20 protein-coding genes are annotated in these 20277 nt (G+C 31.4%); 13 read left to right on the top strand and 7 right to left on the bottom strand.

The genetic code is table 11. The features are described 5' to 3' along the window. Window positions 1–337: 337 nt before the first annotated feature. Together AAGV28_RS08945 and AAGV28_RS08940 are read left to right on the top strand one after the other, a co-directional pair. Window positions 338–2695 (top strand): sensor histidine kinase, encoded by a 2358-nt coding sequence (locus AAGV28_RS08945; RefSeq protein WP_373406477.1) that lies wholly within the window; start codon window positions 338–340, stop codon window positions 2693–2695. Further along, window positions 2692–3084: a response regulator gene (locus AAGV28_RS08940; RefSeq protein ID WP_373406476.1), complete on the top strand. Its 393-nt coding sequence runs from the start codon at window positions 2692–2694 to the stop codon at window positions 3082–3084. Before AAGV28_RS08945 ends, AAGV28_RS08940 begins: the two co-directional genes overlap by 4 nt. On the opposite strand, the gene AAGV28_RS08935 is transcribed toward AAGV28_RS08940, so the two are convergent. Next, a complete protein-coding gene (locus AAGV28_RS08935) occupies window positions 3081–3641 on the bottom strand; it encodes a hypothetical protein (RefSeq protein ID WP_373406475.1) in 561 nt (186 codons plus the stop codon). The genes AAGV28_RS08940 and AAGV28_RS08935 overlap by 4 nt on opposite strands. Window positions 3642–3728: 87 nt before the next feature. On the opposite strand from AAGV28_RS08935, the gene AAGV28_RS08930 reads away from it, so the two are divergent. Together AAGV28_RS08930 and AAGV28_RS08925 are read left to right on the top strand one after the other, a co-directional pair. Beyond that, on the top strand, window positions 3729–3977 hold the full coding sequence (locus AAGV28_RS08930) for a hypothetical protein (RefSeq protein ID WP_373406474.1): 249 nt from the start codon (window positions 3729–3731) through the stop codon (window positions 3975–3977). 161 nt (window positions 3978–4138) lie between these two features. After that, on the top strand, window positions 4139–4579 hold the full coding sequence (locus tag AAGV28_RS08925) for a KTSC domain-containing protein (RefSeq protein ID WP_373406473.1): 441 nt from the start codon (window positions 4139–4141) through the stop codon (window positions 4577–4579). Window positions 4580–4857: 278 nt separating this feature from the next. On the opposite strand, the gene AAGV28_RS08920 is transcribed toward AAGV28_RS08925, so the two are convergent. Together AAGV28_RS08920 and AAGV28_RS08915 are read right to left on the bottom strand one after the other, a co-directional pair. Continuing rightward, entirely contained in the window at window positions 4858–5547 is a 690-nt protein-coding gene (locus tag AAGV28_RS08920) for an SIMPL domain-containing protein (protein ID WP_373406472.1), read from the bottom strand. Window positions 5548–5594: 47 nt separating this feature from the next. Further along, entirely contained in the window at window positions 5595–6233 is a 639-nt protein-coding gene (locus AAGV28_RS08915) for a rhomboid family intramembrane serine protease (protein WP_373406471.1), read from the bottom strand. A gap of 115 nt (window positions 6234–6348) precedes the next feature. On the opposite strand from AAGV28_RS08915, the gene AAGV28_RS08910 reads away from it, so the two are divergent. Beyond that, window positions 6349–7224 (top strand): lysophospholipid acyltransferase family protein, encoded by an 876-nt coding sequence (locus AAGV28_RS08910; RefSeq protein WP_373406470.1) that lies wholly within the window; start codon window positions 6349–6351, stop codon window positions 7222–7224. A 68-nt stretch (window positions 7225–7292) separates the two neighbouring features. Here AAGV28_RS08910 and AAGV28_RS08905 read toward each other — a convergent pair whose 3' ends face one another. From AAGV28_RS08905 to AAGV28_RS08895, 3 genes are all read right to left on the bottom strand, one after another. Then, complete coding sequence (locus tag AAGV28_RS08905; protein ID WP_373406469.1) at window positions 7293–7871, bottom strand: porin family protein; 579 nt, start codon at window positions 7869–7871, stop codon at window positions 7293–7295. A gap of 17 nt (window positions 7872–7888) precedes the next feature. After that, window positions 7889–8647 carry a membrane metalloprotease gene (locus tag AAGV28_RS08900; RefSeq protein ID WP_373406468.1) on the bottom strand — a complete coding sequence of 253 codons (759 nt, stop codon included), beginning with the start codon at window positions 8645–8647 and terminating at the stop codon, window positions 7889–7891. A 77-nt stretch (window positions 8648–8724) separates the two neighbouring features. Next, a complete protein-coding gene (locus AAGV28_RS08895) occupies window positions 8725–9768 on the bottom strand; it encodes a hypothetical protein (protein WP_373406467.1) in 1044 nt (347 codons plus the stop codon). A gap of 241 nt (window positions 9769–10009) precedes the next feature. On the opposite strand from AAGV28_RS08895, the gene AAGV28_RS08890 reads away from it, so the two are divergent. The 4 genes from AAGV28_RS08890 to AAGV28_RS08875 all read left to right on the top strand — a co-directional run bounded on the left by AAGV28_RS08890 (window position 10010) and on the right by AAGV28_RS08875 (window position 14508). Then, window positions 10010–10525 carry an RNA polymerase sigma factor gene (locus AAGV28_RS08890; protein ID WP_373406466.1) on the top strand — a complete coding sequence of 172 codons (516 nt, stop codon included), beginning with the start codon at window positions 10010–10012 and terminating at the stop codon, window positions 10523–10525. Window positions 10526–10582: 57 nt separating this feature from the next. Beyond that, window positions 10583–11497 carry a FecR family protein gene (locus AAGV28_RS08885; RefSeq protein ID WP_373406465.1) on the top strand — a complete coding sequence of 305 codons (915 nt, stop codon included), beginning with the start codon at window positions 10583–10585 and terminating at the stop codon, window positions 11495–11497. Next, the gene (locus AAGV28_RS08880; RefSeq protein ID WP_373406464.1) at window positions 11484–14012 is read left to right on the top strand and encodes a TonB-dependent receptor; all 2529 of its coding nucleotides are present in this window, start codon (window positions 11484–11486) and stop codon (window positions 14010–14012) included. The genes AAGV28_RS08885 and AAGV28_RS08880 overlap by 14 nt, the downstream gene beginning before the upstream one ends. 97 nt (window positions 14013–14109) lie before the next feature. Continuing rightward, entirely contained in the window at window positions 14110–14508 is a 399-nt protein-coding gene (locus tag AAGV28_RS08875) for a DoxX family protein (RefSeq protein WP_373406463.1), read from the top strand. A gap of 63 nt (window positions 14509–14571) precedes the next feature. On the opposite strand, the gene glmM is transcribed toward AAGV28_RS08875, so the two are convergent. Then, window positions 14572–15972, bottom strand: coding sequence for a phosphoglucosamine mutase (gene glmM / locus AAGV28_RS08870; protein ID WP_373406462.1), 1401 nt, complete (start codon window positions 15970–15972; stop codon window positions 14572–14574). Window positions 15973–16071: 99 nt separating this feature from the next. Between glmM and AAGV28_RS08865 the strand changes: the two genes are divergently transcribed. From AAGV28_RS08865 to AAGV28_RS08850, 4 genes are all read left to right on the top strand, one after another. Next, window positions 16072–16656 (top strand): acyl carrier protein phosphodiesterase, encoded by a 585-nt coding sequence (locus tag AAGV28_RS08865; protein ID WP_373406461.1) that lies wholly within the window; start codon window positions 16072–16074, stop codon window positions 16654–16656. 24 nt (window positions 16657–16680) lie between these two features. Next, on the top strand, window positions 16681–17355 hold the full coding sequence (locus AAGV28_RS08860) for a DNA alkylation repair protein (RefSeq protein WP_373406460.1): 675 nt from the start codon (window positions 16681–16683) through the stop codon (window positions 17353–17355). Window positions 17356–17389: 34 nt separating this feature from the next. Further along, on the top strand, window positions 17390–19174 hold the full coding sequence (locus AAGV28_RS08855) for a chloride channel protein (RefSeq protein ID WP_373406459.1): 1785 nt from the start codon (window positions 17390–17392) through the stop codon (window positions 19172–19174). 67 nt (window positions 19175–19241) lie between these two features. Continuing rightward, entirely contained in the window at window positions 19242–20195 is a 954-nt protein-coding gene (locus AAGV28_RS08850; protein WP_373406458.1) for a Fic family protein, read from the top strand. Window positions 20196–20277: the final 82 nt, after the last annotated feature.

Here is a 20277-nt window from a genome sequence, read left to right as displayed (position 1 = left end):
CTATATAATGTATTATTTTGAAACGATATAATGTTATTTAAGCCACTAAAGCTTCTTTTAACTTTACGCCTTTAAAACTTTCGACTTACTTATTTTCTACAAAGTTTATCATTTTTAAATAGAAAATTCAAATTTAAAGTAGCTAAATCTTAATTTTCTCAAATAAATGATTGTGAAAATTTGGCTCTTTTTTTATCTTTTACTAAAAAAACATCTAATAATGCACTTAGCTTTTAAAAAATTCCATAGATTTGGACTATAATTGCTACATTTTAATCAATACTTTATTCATTTATCTAATAATAATTTAAAAAAATTTTTTTTAACTTAAAAAATAATGAAACTAACTCCACCACCATTAAATCATTACAATTGGTTTTTAATAAAACCTAAATTGACAGGTGCGTTAGTTTTCCTGCTTTCTTGCATTATACTTTCGCTAATTGTTTCGCAACAGTATCAAATTGCAAGAAAAGCAAAGAATGATGTCATGCATGCTACTCTACAAGCAATCCATAAAAGTATTGATCAATCTTTAAAAGACTATTATGTAGATGCACTAACATTATCGTTATCTATTAATGATAGTGGTATACCTGAGAATTTTGAAACCGTAGGAAAACAAATTCTAGATACTAACCCTAATATTGATGCAGTACAACTGGTTCCAAACGGAATTATCAAATATACTTATCCCGCAAAAGGAAATGAAGCTGCAAAGGGATTTGATATTTTAAATAATAAAAGAACGCGCATCGAAGCTTTGAGAGCAATTGAAACCCGAAAAATGTATTTTGCAGGCCCTTTTGAACTAACACAAGGAGGTTTAGGGATTTTAGGTCGATTAGCTATTTACAAAAACAATCAATTTTGGGGGTTTTCAGCAATTCTTATTCGATTAAACACGCTATTAGATAAACCTGAAATAGAAAAAATTAATTCCTCAAAATATCATTTCCAATTTTCTAAAATTAATCCAATCACTCAAAAAGAAGTATTTTTTTTAGAGTCAAAAGAAAAGTTTGATCTTGAAAATTCTGTAACATCAATTATTCCTGATGGCGACTGGAAACTATATTTAATCGATAAAAGACCTAATGAATTAATCTTTCCTTTTGTAATACGCGCTTTGTTATCGTTGTTTTTAGCTGCTTTAATTGGTTTTTTAACCACTTCTTTTTTTAAAAAACCAGCCGAATTAGAAATTTTACTTCAAAAACAATCAGACAAACTTTTAAAAAATGAAATTAAATTTAAAAGTATTTTTGATCAAGCAGCAGTAGGAATTACTTATGTTGATTCTAATACTGGGAAATTCTCTGAGGTCAATAAACGATTTTGCGAATTGACAGGATACACCTTTGAGGAATCAAAAGAAATGGATTTTAAATCCATTACACATCCTGATGATATAGAAACCTCTTTGTTTTATATAAAAAAACTCTACAATGATGAAATTAGAGAATTTACCATGGAAAAAAGATACATTAGTAAATATGGTAAAACAATTTGGGTAAATATTACGGTCTCATCTTTATGGAAAACAGGAGAAACGCCTTCAAATCATATTGTAATAATAGAAGATATTACAAAAAGAAAAAAAACAGATCAAATTATCATTGATTCTCAAAAACGTATTGAATCACTTATCAATACAGTTGACGGTATTGTATGGGAATGTGATGCTAAAACATTAGAGTTTAATTTTATTAGTAAAAAAGTAGAAGCTATTTTAGGATATACTTCTGAAGAATGGATTAATACTCCAAATTTCTGGATTAATCATATTTTCCATGAAGACAAAGGATTCACTACAAAATATTGTCAAGAACAAACGGCTCGTAAATTAAATCACGATTTTGAATACCGAATGGTAGCTAAAGATGGATCAATTGTTTGGCTTCGAGATATTGTAAATGTAATTATTGAAAATGGAGAGGCTAAAAGCTTAAGAGGAATAATGATTGATGTCACTAAAACAAAAGAAATTGAAAAAGAACTCAATAATTCATTCAATTTAGTAAGTGAACAAAATAAAAGATTATTAAATTTTTCTTATATTGTTTCTCATAATTTAAGATCACATACCAGCAACATTTCTTCGATTGTTGATTTGATTGACAGCGCAGAATCAGAAGAAGAAAAAGAAGAAATGATACAGCTGTTAAAATCAGTTTCTGATTCATTAAACGAAACTATGTTAAACCTAAATGAAATTGTTAACATTCAAACCAATATAGATTTAGTAACACAAGATTTAAACTTGAAACAATATTTAGACAATACTTTAACTATACTATCAGACCAAATTGAATTGAAAGGCGTTACTGTAGTTTCATCAATTGACCATAATATTGAAGTAAACTACAATCCTGCATACTTAGAAAGTATTTTATATAATCTTATCTCAAACGCCATTCGTTACAGCCACCATGAAAGACATCCTGTAATTAATATTGATTGTTTTATAGAAAATGACAAAACAATACTTCAAATATCCGATAATGGTATAGGAATTGATCTTGATAAAAATGGTAAAAAAATATTTGGAATGTATAAAAAATTCAGTACTCACAAAGACTCTAGAGGTATTGGACTATTTATAACTAAAAATCAAATAGATGCTATGGGTGGTAGTATAACTGTAGAAAGTGAACCCAACCTAGGAACAACATTTAAAGTATTTATATCATGAAAGAGAAAACGATTTGGGTTATAGATGACGATCCTATTTATCAAATCATAATGAAAAAAATAATCCTTAAATCGGATTTATTTTTATCCAATTTTTCTTTTTCGAATGGAAAAGAAGCAATTGATTCGTTAAAAAAAATTATACAGAAAAATGAATTTTTTCCAGATATTATCTTGTTAGATATTGAAATGCCAATTCTAGACGGATGGGGATTTATGGAAGAAATAATACTGTTAAAACCTCAAATTAATACCGAAATTAAAATCTATATTTCCAGTTCTTCAATAGCTATTGAAGACAAAGAAAGAGCTAAAAATAATCCAGAGATTTTAGGGTACATGTCAAAACCTGTAACTCTTGATAATTTAATAAAAATAGCTTCTTACTAATTGGAACACTTTTGGGCAACTGCCATTTTTATTTCTTCTAATGATGTATTGGTATTGATTAAATCCTCTATAATCAAAGAACGTAAAAGAGTAATATCATCACAATCAAAATGTTTTGCCCAGGAAGTAAGCTGAATTAAATTTCGAACTTGCTTAATTCTTTTAGTCGTTTCTAAACTAGTGCGAAGTATTGCTTTTTGATTGTATTCAGGATTATTTTTATGCTGATAATTAACTGTATTCTTGACATAATCCATTTCTAAATAATATAATTTCTCCGTAGGATTATCGGGATAAAAATGTTCCCATTTTGCAAAACCTATTTTATATTTAGAAGTAGTTTCGGGCTCCATAGCCACTAACCGCCACTTACTATTGGCTAATCTTCCCCAATGATTCGAAATGCGATACATTCCTTCCTGTGTATAATAATAACTACTTCCCGCTTTACTTTCAAATTGAACTTTTAATCCTTCTATAGCATCAGGAAGCACTTCGTAAAAAACACAAAAGGTATTTTTAAAAGAATTAGGATGAGGTCTAAATATTTTTTGCATAAGCGCAAATATACTTAGAAAGAACAAAACAGCCTAAAGCCAAGAATAATTGATTAACTTTGCAGCAGAATTTTTAAATAAAATACCATGACCAAAGCTTCAGAAGGAAAGATGTTACAAAAAGGAGTATTTACAGGAATTATTGAAAAAGATGAAAATAACAACTTTTTTTGTGGCGAATATCTATTGGATTATAAAATGGTACAGGCTAAACATACTGTTGGCGATTGGATTACCATTAAATCAATTATTGAAAACCCAAGTGATATAAGCTATAATAAATATCCTAAAAAGTCTAAAAACTTTGATAAGGCTAATAACAAACCAGAACAATAAACCCTGATTATCTGAGTTTTAGAACTAAAAAAACTTTTTTTCTTTTTTTTTATTGATAAAGTAAAAACTTAAAAAAAAGTGTACCTTTGCAAAAAAATTGTCGAATTCTGAAATAGAACAACATCTGTTTCATACTAACAGACAAGTAGTTACCATAATTTATGAAAAAAATAGTTGAATACCGCAAGCTCTTAAATGTAGATAAAACTGCACAGCTAAAAGATTTAAAAACCATTTACCGTAATGCGATGAAAGAAGCGCATCCTGATAAATTTCAAGGGGACGAAGCTGGTTTAAAAGAAGCTGAAGAAAATAGTAAAAAAATCATTGAAGCTTACCACTTTTTAGTAAGCATTAATCCTGAAACTATCAAAGCTAATTTACCTGAATATAATGAAACTATTGCAACTGCAACTGTTACAGATTACAAATTTGTTGAAGGTAGGTTGATTATCAATTTTTCTAACGGTAGTGTTTACGAATACATAAGCGTTCCAAAAGCAACTTACGTAAAAATGGTAAATGCAGAATCTCCTGCAAGATTTGCAAAAAGACATATCTTTAATGCTTTTCCTTACAGAAAAACAACCAATCAAGATTAAATAGATTTATCTAATATTATAAAAAAATCCAGTAAAATTAATTTTTACTGGATTTTTTAGTTGGATATAAAGTGATGATTTGTTGGCCCCAAAAATAGTTAAAACTATGCACATTAGTGCATGTACCTTTCAGGTCCTAAAAACAGCTACCCCAAATTCGAAAATTATTTTTTTGCTTTATGTAATTTATGAATTTGCGGTCTATTTCTTCATATATTTTTTAACCTTGCAGATTTTAGTCTACTAAACAAATCTATGAACTTTCAGTCCATAGTGGTTTAGTCTAAAATAAAATTCACTGTTACATTAGCAGTAATGGTAATTTCTCCTGCTGCTAGAGTTTCTCTTGGAGCGGCACTATCACTCATTTCCATTTTTCTCATGGTCGCATATACAGGTTGTGGATAGTAGGTTTGAGAATTATCCGATATTGTCATGGCTTTACCTATTTTTTGGCCTAAAACAGAAACATAATCTTCTGCTTTGTGCTTAGCTTGTTTCATCGCTAATTTTCGAGCTTCTGATTCGTGTTGCGCTAACTTAGACGATTGAAAAACCACATTATCAATTCGGTTAATGCCTTGGTTTACTAAACCTTCCATTAATTCGTCATACTTATTTAAATCTCTAACAATAATTTCTATTGTTTGTGTAGCATTGTAAGAGGTTTTCTTTTTTTCGTAATCGTATTGTGGATTTAAACTCACGCGTTGTGTTCTGTAATCGGCTGGAGCCAAATTCATTTTTTTAATCAACTTTAAAACGGCATCTATTTGCTGATCATTTTTTTGTTTTACTTCTTTAGCGTTGTTTCCTTTTGTTTCCACAGTAGCCGAAATGGTGGCTTCATCAGGAATTACTTTTACTTTTCCTTCACCTGAAACGGTTATTTGTGGAACTTGTTTAATTTCTTGACCGTAAGACAAAGTCAAAAACATTACTGACATCAATACTATTACTCTTTTCATTTTTATAATTTTTTAAATTCTTTAGCTAATATTCAAAAGTTGTGCCATTAAATCTTTTTCATCTTTATCAAAATAAAAAGAAGAAGTATAGGAACAGTTAACAAACTGACCATCAAGGGATGTAAAAAAATTAAATTTGGATAAACTAATAATGTAATTAAATACCCACCTATTGCTCCGCCAAAATGTGCTGTATGTCCTATGTTGTCATTCTTGGCTCTCATTCCGTAAATAGAATATAACAAGTATAAAATTCCAAAAACGTAAGCTGGCATAGGAATAATAAAAAAGATACCTAACATCATATCAGGCTGCAACAATATGGCCGAATATAAAATTCCTGTCACCGCTCCCGAAGCACCTACAGCTCGATAATTATAATCGTTTTTATGCAAAACCAGCGTTAATAAACTTCCAAAAAGAAGACTAGCAAAATAGATAACTATAAACAATAGGTTTCCTAAATATGCACTAACAACTGGAGCAAAAAAATAAAGGGTAATCATATTAAAGATTAAATGCCCCATATCAGCATGAAGAAATCCAGAAGTTAACATTCTTATTTGTTCTCCCGAACGAATGCTTCCTATATGAAATTCGTATTTTCTAAAAAAAGAATAATCATTAAATCCTTTATAACTAAGAAGTACATTAGCAAGTATTAAGGCTATCAAAAAGGTATTCATAAATAATTTTTATTGTGAAGGGTAAATATAACAATTCCGCCTGAAGCAATCAGTAAGTAAGTACACTTTATTATGGTTATTCATTTTTGGCTTATATTTGCTTAAAAAATACTGCATGCAATTTTTAGCCTTTATTATCGCTTATCCTTTACTTTGGATTATATCGATTTTACCTTTTCGAATATTTTATTGGATTTCTGATATTGTCTATTTTATTGTTTACTACATCATTCGTTATCGCAAAGAAACCGTAAGAAACAATCTAAAAATTACTTTGCCTCATCTTAGCAACAAAGAGCGTTTAGTTATAGAAAAAAAATTCTATCAGCATTTTTGCGATCAATTTATGGAAATGACTAAAACCATGACTATTTCTCACAAAGAATTAGACAAACGTTTCAAGATTATTAACCTAGAATTAATGAAAGAATACGAAGCAAAAGGCAAAAGTATTATGCTCCTAGCTTCACATTACGCAAATTGGGAATGGTTAGTGGCACTGAATTTAAAAATGTCTTACCAAGGAGTGGCTGTGTATAAAAAAATAGCCAACCGCTATTTTGACAAACGCATCAAGGACATTCGTTCAAAATACAACACCGAATTAGTTTCAACCGACAAAACCATTCCATTGATGGCTAACAACAATAGAAAAGGAATCTTATCTATTTATGGAATGGTAAGTGACCAATCGCCAAAAACCGTTCAAATTGCACATTGGGAGAGTTTTATGGGAATAGAAACTCCGGTTCACATTGGTCCTGAATTATTATCTAAAAAATACAATCTCAATGTTGTTTTTGCTAAAATAAAAAAGGTAAAAAGAGGCTATTATGAAGTTACTATAGTACCAATAACTGATGATGCAAAATCACTTCCGAATTACGAAATTATTCATCGTTATATTAAAGAAGTAGAAAAACAAATCTATGAGGCTCCAGAATATTATTTCTGGACACATAAAAGATGGAAACACCAGCAAAACGAATAATAAAAGGGTAGTTAAATTGCATTTTAAGCAAGCTAACTACCCTTTTTATTTGATGCGCTTTTTTTTATTTACATATCAAATCCTAAAGAAAACATCCAAACTCTATTTTGAGCTCTATCCGAATCATAAACGTCTCCGAGTCCTAAATGGTATCTTACTCCAAAATTTATTCCCGAATTCGTTTTTATTCCTGCTCCAAAGTTCATCCCCCAATCAAAACTATCCGGATTATATTCTTCCGAACTACTAAAGAAACCATCATATTCTTCTTTATGAGTGACTGCTAATCCTATTTGAGGACCAACTTCTAAGAAAAAATTACTAACTGGATACGCTTTAAACATTAAAGGCAAATTGATGTAATTTAATTTTTGTGTAAAAGTTCCTGAGCTATTTGTAATCTCATACCCTTGTTGCGAAAACAACAATTCTGGTTGAATAGAAAAACCTTCACTAATAAAAGATTCTCCATAGATTCCAACATGAAAACCATGACGTTGTCCTGTTTCTCCATCGCCATCAAAACTAACAGCGGCTAAATTATACCCACCTTTTATCCCTCCGTGGGATTGATTTGAAACTGTTTCTTGTGCCATTATCGATGTTATTACACCTAAGAACAACATCATTAAATATGTTTTTCTCATAATTTTAATATTTTAAATTATTTTCCTCCGTTAGCACGAAGGTCTGCTATACATTGAGCGTCAAGTTGTGGAATAACTCCACCAAGTACATTATTACCTGATTCTGATTCCCAATACATCAAACAGCTTGTTACATTACAATGTCTTTTATGGGCGGCATCTTCATGGTCTGATTGCAAAGGAGTCCCTACATTAGTCAATCCTAAAATATGACCAAACTCATGATTAATTACCGTAGTTTCTAAAACCGTTCTATTAGGTTTAAAAGGGCTATTACTTAATTTTTGAACAGTGTTTTCAAAGATTACAAAAGACGTATTTCTATATGCCGTTCCTAAAACTACTGCGGTATTAGTATCTGTAGAAGATTTTGCATCGGCAAAAAATGCCCAAACTGCAATTTGACCGTCTTCGTTATAATGAATCCGATTAGCATCTTCTATAGCAATAATTTGTGCATTGGTATAGCTCTCGTTGCCTGGAGAGGGAATAGCTCTTTTTTCGACACTAATTCCTCCTGATTTATGAAGTCTATTATTCAAAAAAGAAACCAAATTGTTAATTGCTGCTGTCGAAGGTTCAAAACCTTCCACATAAACTAACTCAATTAGTATACTATCAAACTTGTCTTCTGATAATAAATCATGAGCCGAAGTTCCTAATGTTTTTTTATTATTAGCTTTTACAATGCCAATAGATTCATTTTCAGTACTGTCTTTTGAACAAGAGCTTAATACTAAAAAAGTTAAGGCAATTACAGCAATTATTTTCTTCATTTTCTATATTTTAAACAAACTACTCTTTAACGATATAAATTAAAAACAAATTAACCGCAAAAGCTAATCGTAGTCAATTATATTTGCTTTAATACCAAGGTTACAGCACTATTAGTTTTACTCTGCAAAGTAATGGTTGAAGCAGTAAAACTAGTTACCTTCCAGGTATTGTTAAACAAACTGAAGTTAGTATTACCTGTAAAACCAAATTGTAAAAATACATTTACATCTGAAGTTACTGAATAAGTTCCAGTTGCAACAGTAGTTAATGTACTCATTGATTTTACTTTCCAGTCATTAGCAAAATCAATAGTCGTATTTAAATAATTATTAGCCGAATCTACACCTGCATTAACAAAAGAGTTTACTTTAAAAGTACCATTTACTAAAATAGTTTCTAGTTTTTTCTTGTTTTCAATAGCTACATCTATTTTAGATTCAATATCTAAGGCAGCATTGACAGTCGCTTTAAATTCTGCATCACTATTCACTTGTTGAGCAGATTCACCTGTAAGTGTAACGTTTATTGGATATTTTATTGAAAAATATTCTGAACTGTTCATACTACTCACATAGGTAAATAACTGTTTTTCTGTTGTAATAACAACACTTCCTGTTTGTTGTAAACTCGAATCAAAAGTTAATATCGTAATTGGAAATTTAATATTTAATGCATTAACTGCCGCATTTCCTGAATTTTCTGCTTGACTACAAGTAGTAACAATAGCATTGTATTCTGATTGACTATTTACAGTAACTTCAGTATAATCGCTCATTTTGATTGTTAATGGAAATTGAAGAACAACTGAATCGGTATCGTTATTTGAAGCTCCAAGAATAGTGACAGCTTGCGCATAACTCAATTGACTTAAAAACTTAATTTGTACTCCATTAACTTTTGCATCAAATGGAAATACAATAGAAGAACAAGAAGAACCATCAATAAAATCATCAGATGATCCATCATACATTGAAACTTGTTTCAAATTATTGGCAGTGGTTGAATTTGCTGTATTCGTATTTGGATTGTCTCCTTGAACGTCATCCACTTCACTTTGGCATGATGTTAGACTAAAAATCCCCATCATTGCAATTCCGGTAATCAATTTTAATGTTTTCATAATTTACAAATTTAATATTTTAATAATTAGTTATAATGACGATTTATTCGCATTTCTGATAGTAAGACAACACAATAGTATTTTTCCCTACTTCAAAACATAAAAAAAATATTTATTTTTTTACAACAAATTGATTTTCAACTATTTTAAGATCTAAAAAAAACGCATTTTTTTCAAACACTATGGAATTAAAAAAATTAATCTAATTTTACAATATCCAAAAACCAATCCTATAACAAGAATGCCTGAGAAAAAAAATAGTCTTTGCGAAGAATCTTATTTTAGCGAATTTTATATAAAAAACATTCAGTCGGCTACTAATTTCGCCTATTATAAATCAGGTGACGCTGATGCTGCCTTAGATTTAGTCCAAGAAGCCTTTGCTAAAATTTGGGAAAATTGTTCTCAAATTGACTTTTCAAAAGTCAAAACCTATTTATTTACCACCGTAAATAATTTATTTCTCAATACTGTTAAACATCAAAAAGTAGTACTGGCTTTCGCCAAAGAAACGCCTAATCTAGACCGGACGAATCAAAGTCCCGAATACCTTTTAGAAGAAGAAGAATTTAAACTAAAATTACAAAACGCTATTGCTTCTTTAAGTGAAGCACAAAGAGAAGTTTTTTTAATGAATCGAATTGACGGAAAAAAATACAGAGAAATTGCTGATCTATTAGGAATCACTCAAAAAGCAGTCGAAAAAAGAATGTCTGGCGCTTTAAAAATTCTAAAAGAGCAAATAGAAAATATATAATTAATTGATAGTAGGGTAAAATACTATTGTGTTGTCTTATCACTATAGCGAGAACTAATGAAAAAGGAAAAAGAAATATTAAAATGGTTTAATGGTGAGCTTTCAAGCAAAGAAATCGAAGATTTAAAACAATCGGAAGATTTTGAGACTCTTGAAAAAATTGCTCATTATGCTGCTCATATCGCCACACCAGAAATAAATGCACAAGAAGCTTTAGCCAATTTAAAAAACAGAAAACTGACTAAGAAAACGCCTAAAGTACGACCATTGTACATTAAAAATTTCTTTAAAGTTGCAGCTGTTTTTGCGGTCGTATTAACTTCGGCTTACTTTTTATTTTACAATACGAACCAATCTTTTGAAACTGGAATTGCACAAACAAAAAGGTTCCATCTACCCGATAATTCCGAAGTAGTATTGAATGCTTCGTCTAAAATCACTTTCAATGAAAAAAATTGGGACAAAAAAAGAGCTTTAACACTAGAAGGAGAAGCGTATTTTCAGGTACAAAAAGGAAAAACCTTTAGCGTAAATACAGCTGATGGTATTGTAAAAGTACTAGGAACTCATTTTGATGTAAAACAACGTAACAATTATTATGAAGTAAGTTGTTATGAAGGACTTGTAAGTGTAACCTACAATGACAAAACTGTAAAATTACCTCCTGGAAAAACCTTTAGAGTAATCAATAAACAAATGGATGAATCTGAAGATTTTGATGCTGAAACTCCAGCTTGGTTACAAAAAGAATCCAGCTTTACTCGTGTCCCTTTACATCAGGTAATTGCCGAAGTTGAACGTCAATATGACATTAAAATCGAAACTCAAGATGTAGATACATCAAAATTATTCACTGGAAGTTTTACTCATACCAATCAAAAAACAGCTCTGGAGGCCATCACTATTCCGTTGCAGTTAAGTTACAGCATAAAAGGAAAAAACGTTATATTTTACAAATATGAAGTTCAATAAATGGATATTGTGTTTACTTTTATTAGCTGGAAATATTGGTAGCGCACAAAAAAACGTTAACAAAATTCCGCTAACAACTATTATTAAAACCATTGAAAAACAGTTTGATATCAAATTTTCTTATGCCGTAGAAGATATTTCAAGTATAAGTATCGAAAAACCTTCAAGTACCTTAAATCTTCAACAAACAATAGATTATTTAAACGCAAAAGTTCCACTAAATTTCAAAGCCTTAGACAGTCGTTATATTACCATTTCGGTTTTAAACAAAACGGTTTCCATTTGCGGAGTCATTTTCGATGAAAATCTAAAAACAACACTTCCTGGAGCTTCCATTCGAATTAATAATAGTTCTAATTCCAGTGTTGCTTCAACGAATGGTGCTTTCAATTTGGAAAACATTTCCATTGATGCAACAATTATTATTTCATATTTAGGTTATGAAACCAAAGAATTCAAAGCAAAAGACCTTTTTTCTACTGATAAAAATTGTCCAAATATCTTTTTAAAACCTACAAAAGTAGAATTAAACCAAGTCTTAATTCCAGTATTTTTAACCTCAGGATTACAAAAATCTATAGATGGAAGCACCATTTTAAATACTAAAAAATTCGGAATCCTGCCAGGATTAACAGAACCTGATATCTTACAATCCATACAAACACTTCCAGGAGTGGAAAGCACGAATGAAAGTGTGGCTAATATCAATATTCGCGGAGGCACAAATGACCAAAACGTAATGCTTTGGGATAATATCAAAATGTATCATTCGGGACATTTTTTTGGTTTAATTTCAGCTTACAATCCAAATTTAACGAACAAAATTGTTGTTACTAAAAACGGAACTAGCGCTGAATACAGCGACGGAGTTTCGAGTATGATTAACATGAGTACCAATAACGAAATTAAAAATACGGTTTCGGGTGGTGCTGGTATTAATCTTATAAGTGGAGATGTTTTTGTCGAAATTCCATTAGCAGAAAACCTAGAAATAGATCTTTCGGCTCGACATTCGATAACTGATTTCCTCAACACGCCTACTTATAACAACTACTACAAAAAAAGTTTTCAAGATAGCGAAATCAACGCCAACAATTTGGATAAAAACGCCAATTCTGACTTCTATTTTTATGATTATACCGCTAAAATCCTATATGATTTGAATGATAAACATCAATTTAGAGCTAATATCATCGGGATTACAAATGAATTGAACTATTCTGAAAACAATAATGACCAAACCCAATCTAAGACCAGTGCGCTTTCGCAAAAAAACATCGGTTACGGTGGAAATTGGAAAGCACAATGGAACAGTAAATTCAGTACTCAACTTAGCTCTTATTTTTCAAAATATAATATTGATGCTAGTGATTATCGCGTTGCAACCGACCAACTTTTAACTGAAGCAAACGAAGTAATAGAAACAGCAACAAAACTGAATTTGAATTATAATTTTAATGAAAAAATTAGAGTTTTAGCTGGTTATCAAATCAACGAAACGGGAATGCTTAACCAAACTCGAGTAAGTGCTCCATTTTATTCCAGTACTAAAAAGGATGTTTTATTAAACCATGCTTTATACGCCGAAACGGAATACAACCACAATAATACTTACTTAAGATTAGGAATGCGTTTGAATTATTTTGAAAAATTTGACAAACTAGTTTTCGAACCAAGAATCAATTTCAGACAGCAACTTTTTAATCCATTAGCAATAAAATTAGAAGGAGAATTTAAAAATCAAACGAGTACACAAATTATCGATTTTGAAGATGATTTTCTAGGAGTAGAAAAAAGACGTTGGCAATTAGTAAATAATAAAGACATTCCAATTGCAAAAAGCAAACAAGCATCTGTGGGTTTTGAATTTAATAAGAATAATTTAAACATTGAACTTACTGGATTTTATAAAATTGTTGATGGAATTACCGCTTCTAATCAAGGTTTTTATAATAATTTTCAATATAAAAACGCACATGGAAGCTACACTAATAAAGGAATTGAATTCTTAATAAACAAAACAACTCAAAAATACAGCACCTGGTTGAGTTATACTTTTAGTACTAATAATTACAATTTTGAAAGTTTTACACCTTCTATTTTTCCTAACAATGTTGATATCCGCCATTCGGTTACCCTAGGATTCAATTACAATATTCTAAATAATTTGAAAATTTCGGTTGGAGGAATTTGGCACAACGGACAGCCTTATACTAAAGTTGTTGAGGGAGAAGAAACAGTGCAAAGTGGCAATAACATCTTTGTAAATTATGATACCCCAAATAGTCAAAATCTAGATAATTTCCTTCGTTTGGATACTTCGTTGAGTTATAATTTTAATTTCAATTCGGCAATTAAAGCTACATTTCGAGCTGGTATTATCAACTTAACAAACGAAAAAAACGATATTAATCGCTATTATAAGGTGGACCCAAATGATACCGAAAAAGCAATCGAAGTCAATAATCGATCGTTAGCCTTTACTCCTAATATAAGTTTTAGAGTTAATTTTTAATAAAAATCTCAAATACAAAATGCAAATAATGAGTTGAAATCTTATCTTACTAAGAAAATATCAGTATTTTAGCTCAAAACATTTTAAAATTGAAATTATGAATAAAAACACTAGTCTAGGATTACTAATCCTTCGTATTGCTTTAGGCGTTTTAATGTTACTACACGGAATTGCTAAAATTGGAAACACCTCTTTTATTGGAGGTATGTTGACCGAGAGAGGTTTACCATCATTTCTTTCTTACGGGGTTTACATCACTGAAATTGTAGCTCCAATATTAATTCTTGTGGGATTTAGAACAAGATTAGCGGCTGCAGTATATGTTTTTGGAGCCTTATTTGCTTTATTTTTAGTACACGCTGCACAACTATTTTTACTCAACCAGAATGGTGGATGGGAACTAGAATTATTAGGATTATATATCGCTGGTGGAATTACTTTATTCTTTACTGGAGGAGGGAAAACAGCCATTTCTTCTACAAACCAATGGGATTAAACAAAAAAGCAAAACCCTTTCAAAATCAAATTTGAAAGGGTTTATTTTTTAAGAGAGAAATTATTAAATTCCCGCTATCACTTTAATTTCGTCAATAATTCGCAATGCTAAAACATCTGCTTTTTCTTGTGAAGCTGCTTCAGTATAAATACGAATAATTGGTTCTGTATTTGATTTTCTTAAATGAACCCATTCTTCTGCAAAGTCAATTTTAACTCCGTCAATCGTAGTAATATCTTCGTTTTTGTACTTCTCAGTCATAGCAACTAAAATGGCATCTACATCAATTTGTGGCGTCAATTCAATTTTGTTTTTACTCATATAATATTCCGGATACGAAGCACGCAAAGCCGAAACACTCATTTTCTTGTTGGCCAAATGCGTCAAAAACAATGCTACTCCTACCAAACTGTCTCTTCCGTAATGCAACTCCGGATAGATAATTCCTCCATTTCCTTCACCACCAATAATGGCATTATTTTTCTTCATCAATTCCACCACATTCACCTCTCCTACTGCACTGGCTTCGTAACTTCCGTTGTGTGCATTTGTCACATCGCGCAAAGCACGAGAAGATGACATATTTGAAACCGTATTTCCTTTTGTTTTACTCAACACATAATCAGCACAAGCTACCAGAGTATATTCTTCACCAAACATTTCTCCGTTTTCACAAATGAAAGCCAAACGATCTACATCAGGATCCACCACAACGCCAAAATCGGCTTTTTCTTTAACCACTAATTCTGAAATATCAGTCAAATGTTCTTTTAAAGGTTCTGGATTGTGAGGAAAATGTCCATTAGGTTCGCAGTATAATTTTACCACTTCCACGCCCATTAATTCTAACAATTTAGGAATAATAATCCCTCCCGAAGAATTCACGGCATCAACCACAACTTTAAATTTAGCCGCTTTTACTGCTTCAATATCAACCAAAGACAAGTTCAATACCTCGTCAATATGAATGTCCATGTAAGCGTCATTTTCAATAATTTCGCCTAAACTGTCCACATCTGAAAAATCAAATGCTTCCGCTTCGGCAATTTGAAGAATTTTTTCTCCTTCGATACCATTCAAAAACTCTCCTTTTTCATTCAGTAATTTTAAGGCATTCCATTGTTTTGGATTGTGCGAAGCAGTCAAAATAATTCCTCCGTCAGCTTTTTCTAAAGGAACTGCAACTTCAACTGTAGGCGTTGTAGAAAGTCCTAAATCAATCACGTCAATTCCTAAACCTACTAAAGTATTTACTACCAAATTATGAATCATCGGTCCTGAAATTCTGGCGTCACGTCCTACTACTACTGTAAATTTAGAATCTGGATTTTGTTTTGCAGAATTTTGTTTTAGCCAAGTTCCATAAGCCGAAGCAAATTTCACTGCATCCACCGGAGTCAGGTTATCCCCTACTTTTCCGCCAATGGTTCCTCGAATTCCTGATATCGATTTTATTAATGTCATTCCTTTATTTTTAAAATTTTAAGTAATTTAATATAAATTGCTCACAAATATAATAATTGACCGCTTATAAAAGTCATTTAGATTCCATATTTTAGACGAATGAACTTTCTAGCACACATCTACCTTTCGGGAGACAATGATTTGATAAAAATTGGCAACTTTATGGCCGATGGAATCCGTGGGAAACAATTTGAAAATTTCCCAAAAGAAATCCAAAAAGGAATCATCCTACATAGAGCGATCGATACTTTTACCGATGCTCATCCTGTTTTTAGAGAAAGTACAAAGCGTTTACATGAACGATACCATCATTATGCAGGTGTAATTGTAGATATTTTTTACGATCATTTTTTAGCAAAAAATTGGACGAAATATTCGAATGATAATCTAGAAGAATATATCAATCTCTTTTATCAATCCTTGCATACCAATATCGATTTTCTAACGGAAAGGACTAAAGGAATGATGCCTTACATGATTAACCAAAATTGGTTATTGAGTTACCGGACTATCGATGGTATCAGTCAAATTCTAACCCAAATGGATCATCGTACTAAAAATCAATCCAACATGCGTTTCGCTTCTGAAGAACTACAAACGTTCTACACTGAATTTGAAGAAGAATTCAGCTTGTTTTTTGAAGATTTGCGATTACATGCCCAAGAAAAATTAAACACATTATAAATTCTTCAAACATCTGATTTAAATATGAGTTTTATAAATGCTTTAGAAACGACTTTTGAAAAAAACAGCAATCCTGAAAATGCCCTTGCAATGTCTAAATACATGAAAAATAAATTTTCTTTTTACGGCATCAAAACTACTCAAAGAAGAGATTTATTTAAAACTATTTGGAAACAAAACCAACAAGAAGTTGCTGAAAATGCCAGAGTAATTGCTTTAGAACTTTTTGCAAAAGAACAGCGGGAATTGCATTATTGTGCCATTGAAATTTTAATAAAAGAACTCAAAGGGAATTATAAAAAAGACGATATTAAAATCATCGAAAAACTGATTATTACAAACTCCTGGTGGGACAGTGTGGATACTATTTCAAAATATATTTTAGGGCAATACTTCTTAGAATTCCCAGAGACTACTGAAAACAGCATAACAAAATTTTCAAATTCTAATACTATGTGGCTCAATCGAAGCGCTATTTTATTTCAATTGGGTTACAAAAAAGAAACTGATTTTGAATTACTGAAAGCCATTTGTATCCAACATCAATCGTCTACAGCATTTTTTATTCAAAAAGCCATTGGATGGGCTTTACGCGAATATGCCAAAACAGATTCTGAAGCTGTAAAATATTACGTTTTAGTTAATAACTTAAAGCCTTTAAGCCAAAAAGAAGCCCTCAAAAATTTATCTTTTGCTTAAAATAATAGTAATTTTGACCTCTTAAAACAGCAAAATGTTCAAAAAATACATTTCCAAATTAGACACTATTATAGTATGGGCACAATCCATTTTGACTGGAAAACAGTTTATTTTTCTATCCAGTATTTTAGTAGGTATTAGTGCTGCATTTGCTGTAATTGTTTTAAAATCATTTGCCCATTGGGTTTTTTCTTTTGCTACTTATATTAATGGCATTCTAAAACTAAGTTTTATCAATAGTATTCTGCCTATTGCAGGACTTTTGTTAACCGTGTTTGTCATCAAAAAAGTTTTAGGAGGTAGTATAGAAAAGGGAACTTCTCAAATTTTATATGCCGTTGCAAAAAAAGCCAGTATCATTCCACAAAAACAAATGTATGCCCATATTATCACTAGTTCATTAACGGTTGGTTTAGGAGGTTCTGCGGGTTTAGAAAGCCCAATTGTGGTTACTGGTGCTGCATTTGGTTCTAATTATGCTCAAAAATACAAATTAAGTTATAAAGACCGAACACTTCTCATTGGTTGCGGGGTTTCTGCAGGAATTGGAGCTGCTTTTAACGCCCCTATTGCTGGAGTTCTATTTGCTATTGAATTTTTATTGGTCGATGTAAGCATTTCTGCTTTTACACCCATTATGATTTCTGCCGCCACAGGTGCCATTGTATCAGCCATCACCTTAGACGAAACCGTTTTATTAAATTTTAAACAACAAGAGGTTTTTAACTATCATAATATTCCATTTTATGTATTACTGGGTGTTTTAACTGGTTTTATTTCTATTTATTATACTCGAAATTTTCAACGAACCGAACACTTTTTTCACCGACTTAAATTAACGCCTTACAAAAAAGCACTATTTGGTGCTTCTTTACTAGCCGTATTAATTTTTATCTTTCCAAAACTGTTTGGAGAAGGATATGAAAGTATCAAAATATTAGCTGAAAGTCATCCCGAAGAAATCCTTGAAAATACGCTGTTTGAAAGCTTTAAAAACAACCGTTGGGTTTTACTTGCTTTTGTAGCGGCCACTATGATGATAAAAGTTTTTGCTACCGCTATTACTTTAGGCTCGGGAGGAAATGGAGGGAATTTTGCCCCTTCCCTTTTTGTGGGTTCTTATGTGGGTTTTGTATTTTCAAAACTCATTAATTATACAGGGCTATCCCATTTACCTGTGAGTAATTTTACGATGATTGGTATGGCAGGAATCTTAAGCGGATTATTTCATGCGCCGTTAACCGCTATTTTCCTTATTGCCGAAATTACAGGCGGTTACAGCCTGATGGTTCCGTTAATGATTGTGGCTTCTATTAGTTTCGCAATTTCAAAACAATTTGAAAAACATTCCATGGACGTAAAAAATCTGGCTCAAAAAGGACACGTTTTTACAAATAATAAAGATACCAATGTGCTTTCGACCTTAAATACCAACACGATTATTCATACCGATTTTTTAACACTTTCACCCAACGAAAATCTTGAAAAATTGGTCGATTTAATTTCGCATTCCAATCAATCTGTTTTTGCGGTGGTTGACAAAGAACAACATTTATTAGGTGTAGTTCATTTTAATGATATACGTGAAATCATTTTTAATAAATATCGTGTAAAATATACTTTGGTTAAAGATATTATGACACCACCAGCCGATGTTATTTATCCATTTCATAGCATGGAAGTGGTTATGAATAAATTTGAAAAAACAAAACGAACCTTCCTACCCGTTATCAAGGACGAAAAGTATTTTGGTTTTATCTCTAAATCAGAAGCATTAGAAGCTTATCGTGCCAAATTGAAATCGATGACTATCGAATAAAACAATTCTTAATATCGGATAGAGTAAAAATAGAATATATCCGATATTTATTTATATCTTTGTGGTTATGTGGAACATAGATGTAACATACAGAGACGAATTACAAACAACCTTTGAGAGATTGTATGAAAAAAAGCAAGTTTTGCAAACCAGCAGACCTTTGCCAAACATCGCTTTGAATAAAATCAAAGAAAGTCTTTCTATCGAATGGACTTATAATTCTAATAGTATCGAAGGAAACACTTTGAGTTTACGAGAAACCCAAATGGTACTTCAAGAAGGAATTACCGTAAAAGGAAAATCGTTGCGGGAACATTTTGAAACACATAATCACGATAAGGCCATCGATTATTTGTTTTCGATCGTAAATGATGATTATGTTTTGCGAAGTATTGATATTCTTTCCATACACGGACTGGTTTTACGCTCTATCGAAGATGATTTTGCAGGTCGTTTACGTAATGGAGGTGTTCGCATTACAGGTGCTAATTTTGTTCCACCTAATGCTAATAAAGTTTCAGATTTACTGGATGAGTTAATTGAGTTTATCAATACAAATCCATTAGGATTAAATGATATAGAACTGGCGTCTGTTTTTCATCATAAACTAGTTTGGATTCATCCTTTTTTTGATGGAAATGGTCGTACGGTTCGATTAGCCATGAATTTATTATTGATGCGTTGTGGTTTTCCGCCAGCTATCATCCTAAAAAATGACCGCAAGAAATACTACGATGCACTTAATCAGGCTAATGCAGGAAACTATCAAAAACTCACGCTGTTGATGTGTCAGGCTTTAGAGCGCACTCTTAATATTTACATCAATGCCCTTCCTGGAAATGATTCTGAATATATTGAAATTTCTAATTTAGTTCAGGAACCTAACATGCCTTATGGTCAGGAATACATCAGTCTTCTAGCCAGACAGGGTAAAATTGATGCTTACAAAGAAGGTCGCAATTGGCTCACCACTCGTGAAGCCGTCGAAAATTATATGGCAACCAGAAAACGAAAACGCTAACGAAATGGTTAGCGTTTTTTATTTTCTTTTTAACACAATCTTCTAAACTGTTGTATCGAAAGAACAAACCAAAATGGTAACT

Origin of the sequence: Flavobacterium zubiriense, assembly GCF_041729725.1 — a bacterium.
GTDB lineage: Bacteria > Bacteroidota > Bacteroidia > Flavobacteriales > Flavobacteriaceae > Flavobacterium > Flavobacterium zubiriense.
The sequence above is the reverse complement of the archived record's forward strand: the minus strand, read 5'-3'. Positions and strand labels throughout refer to the sequence as shown.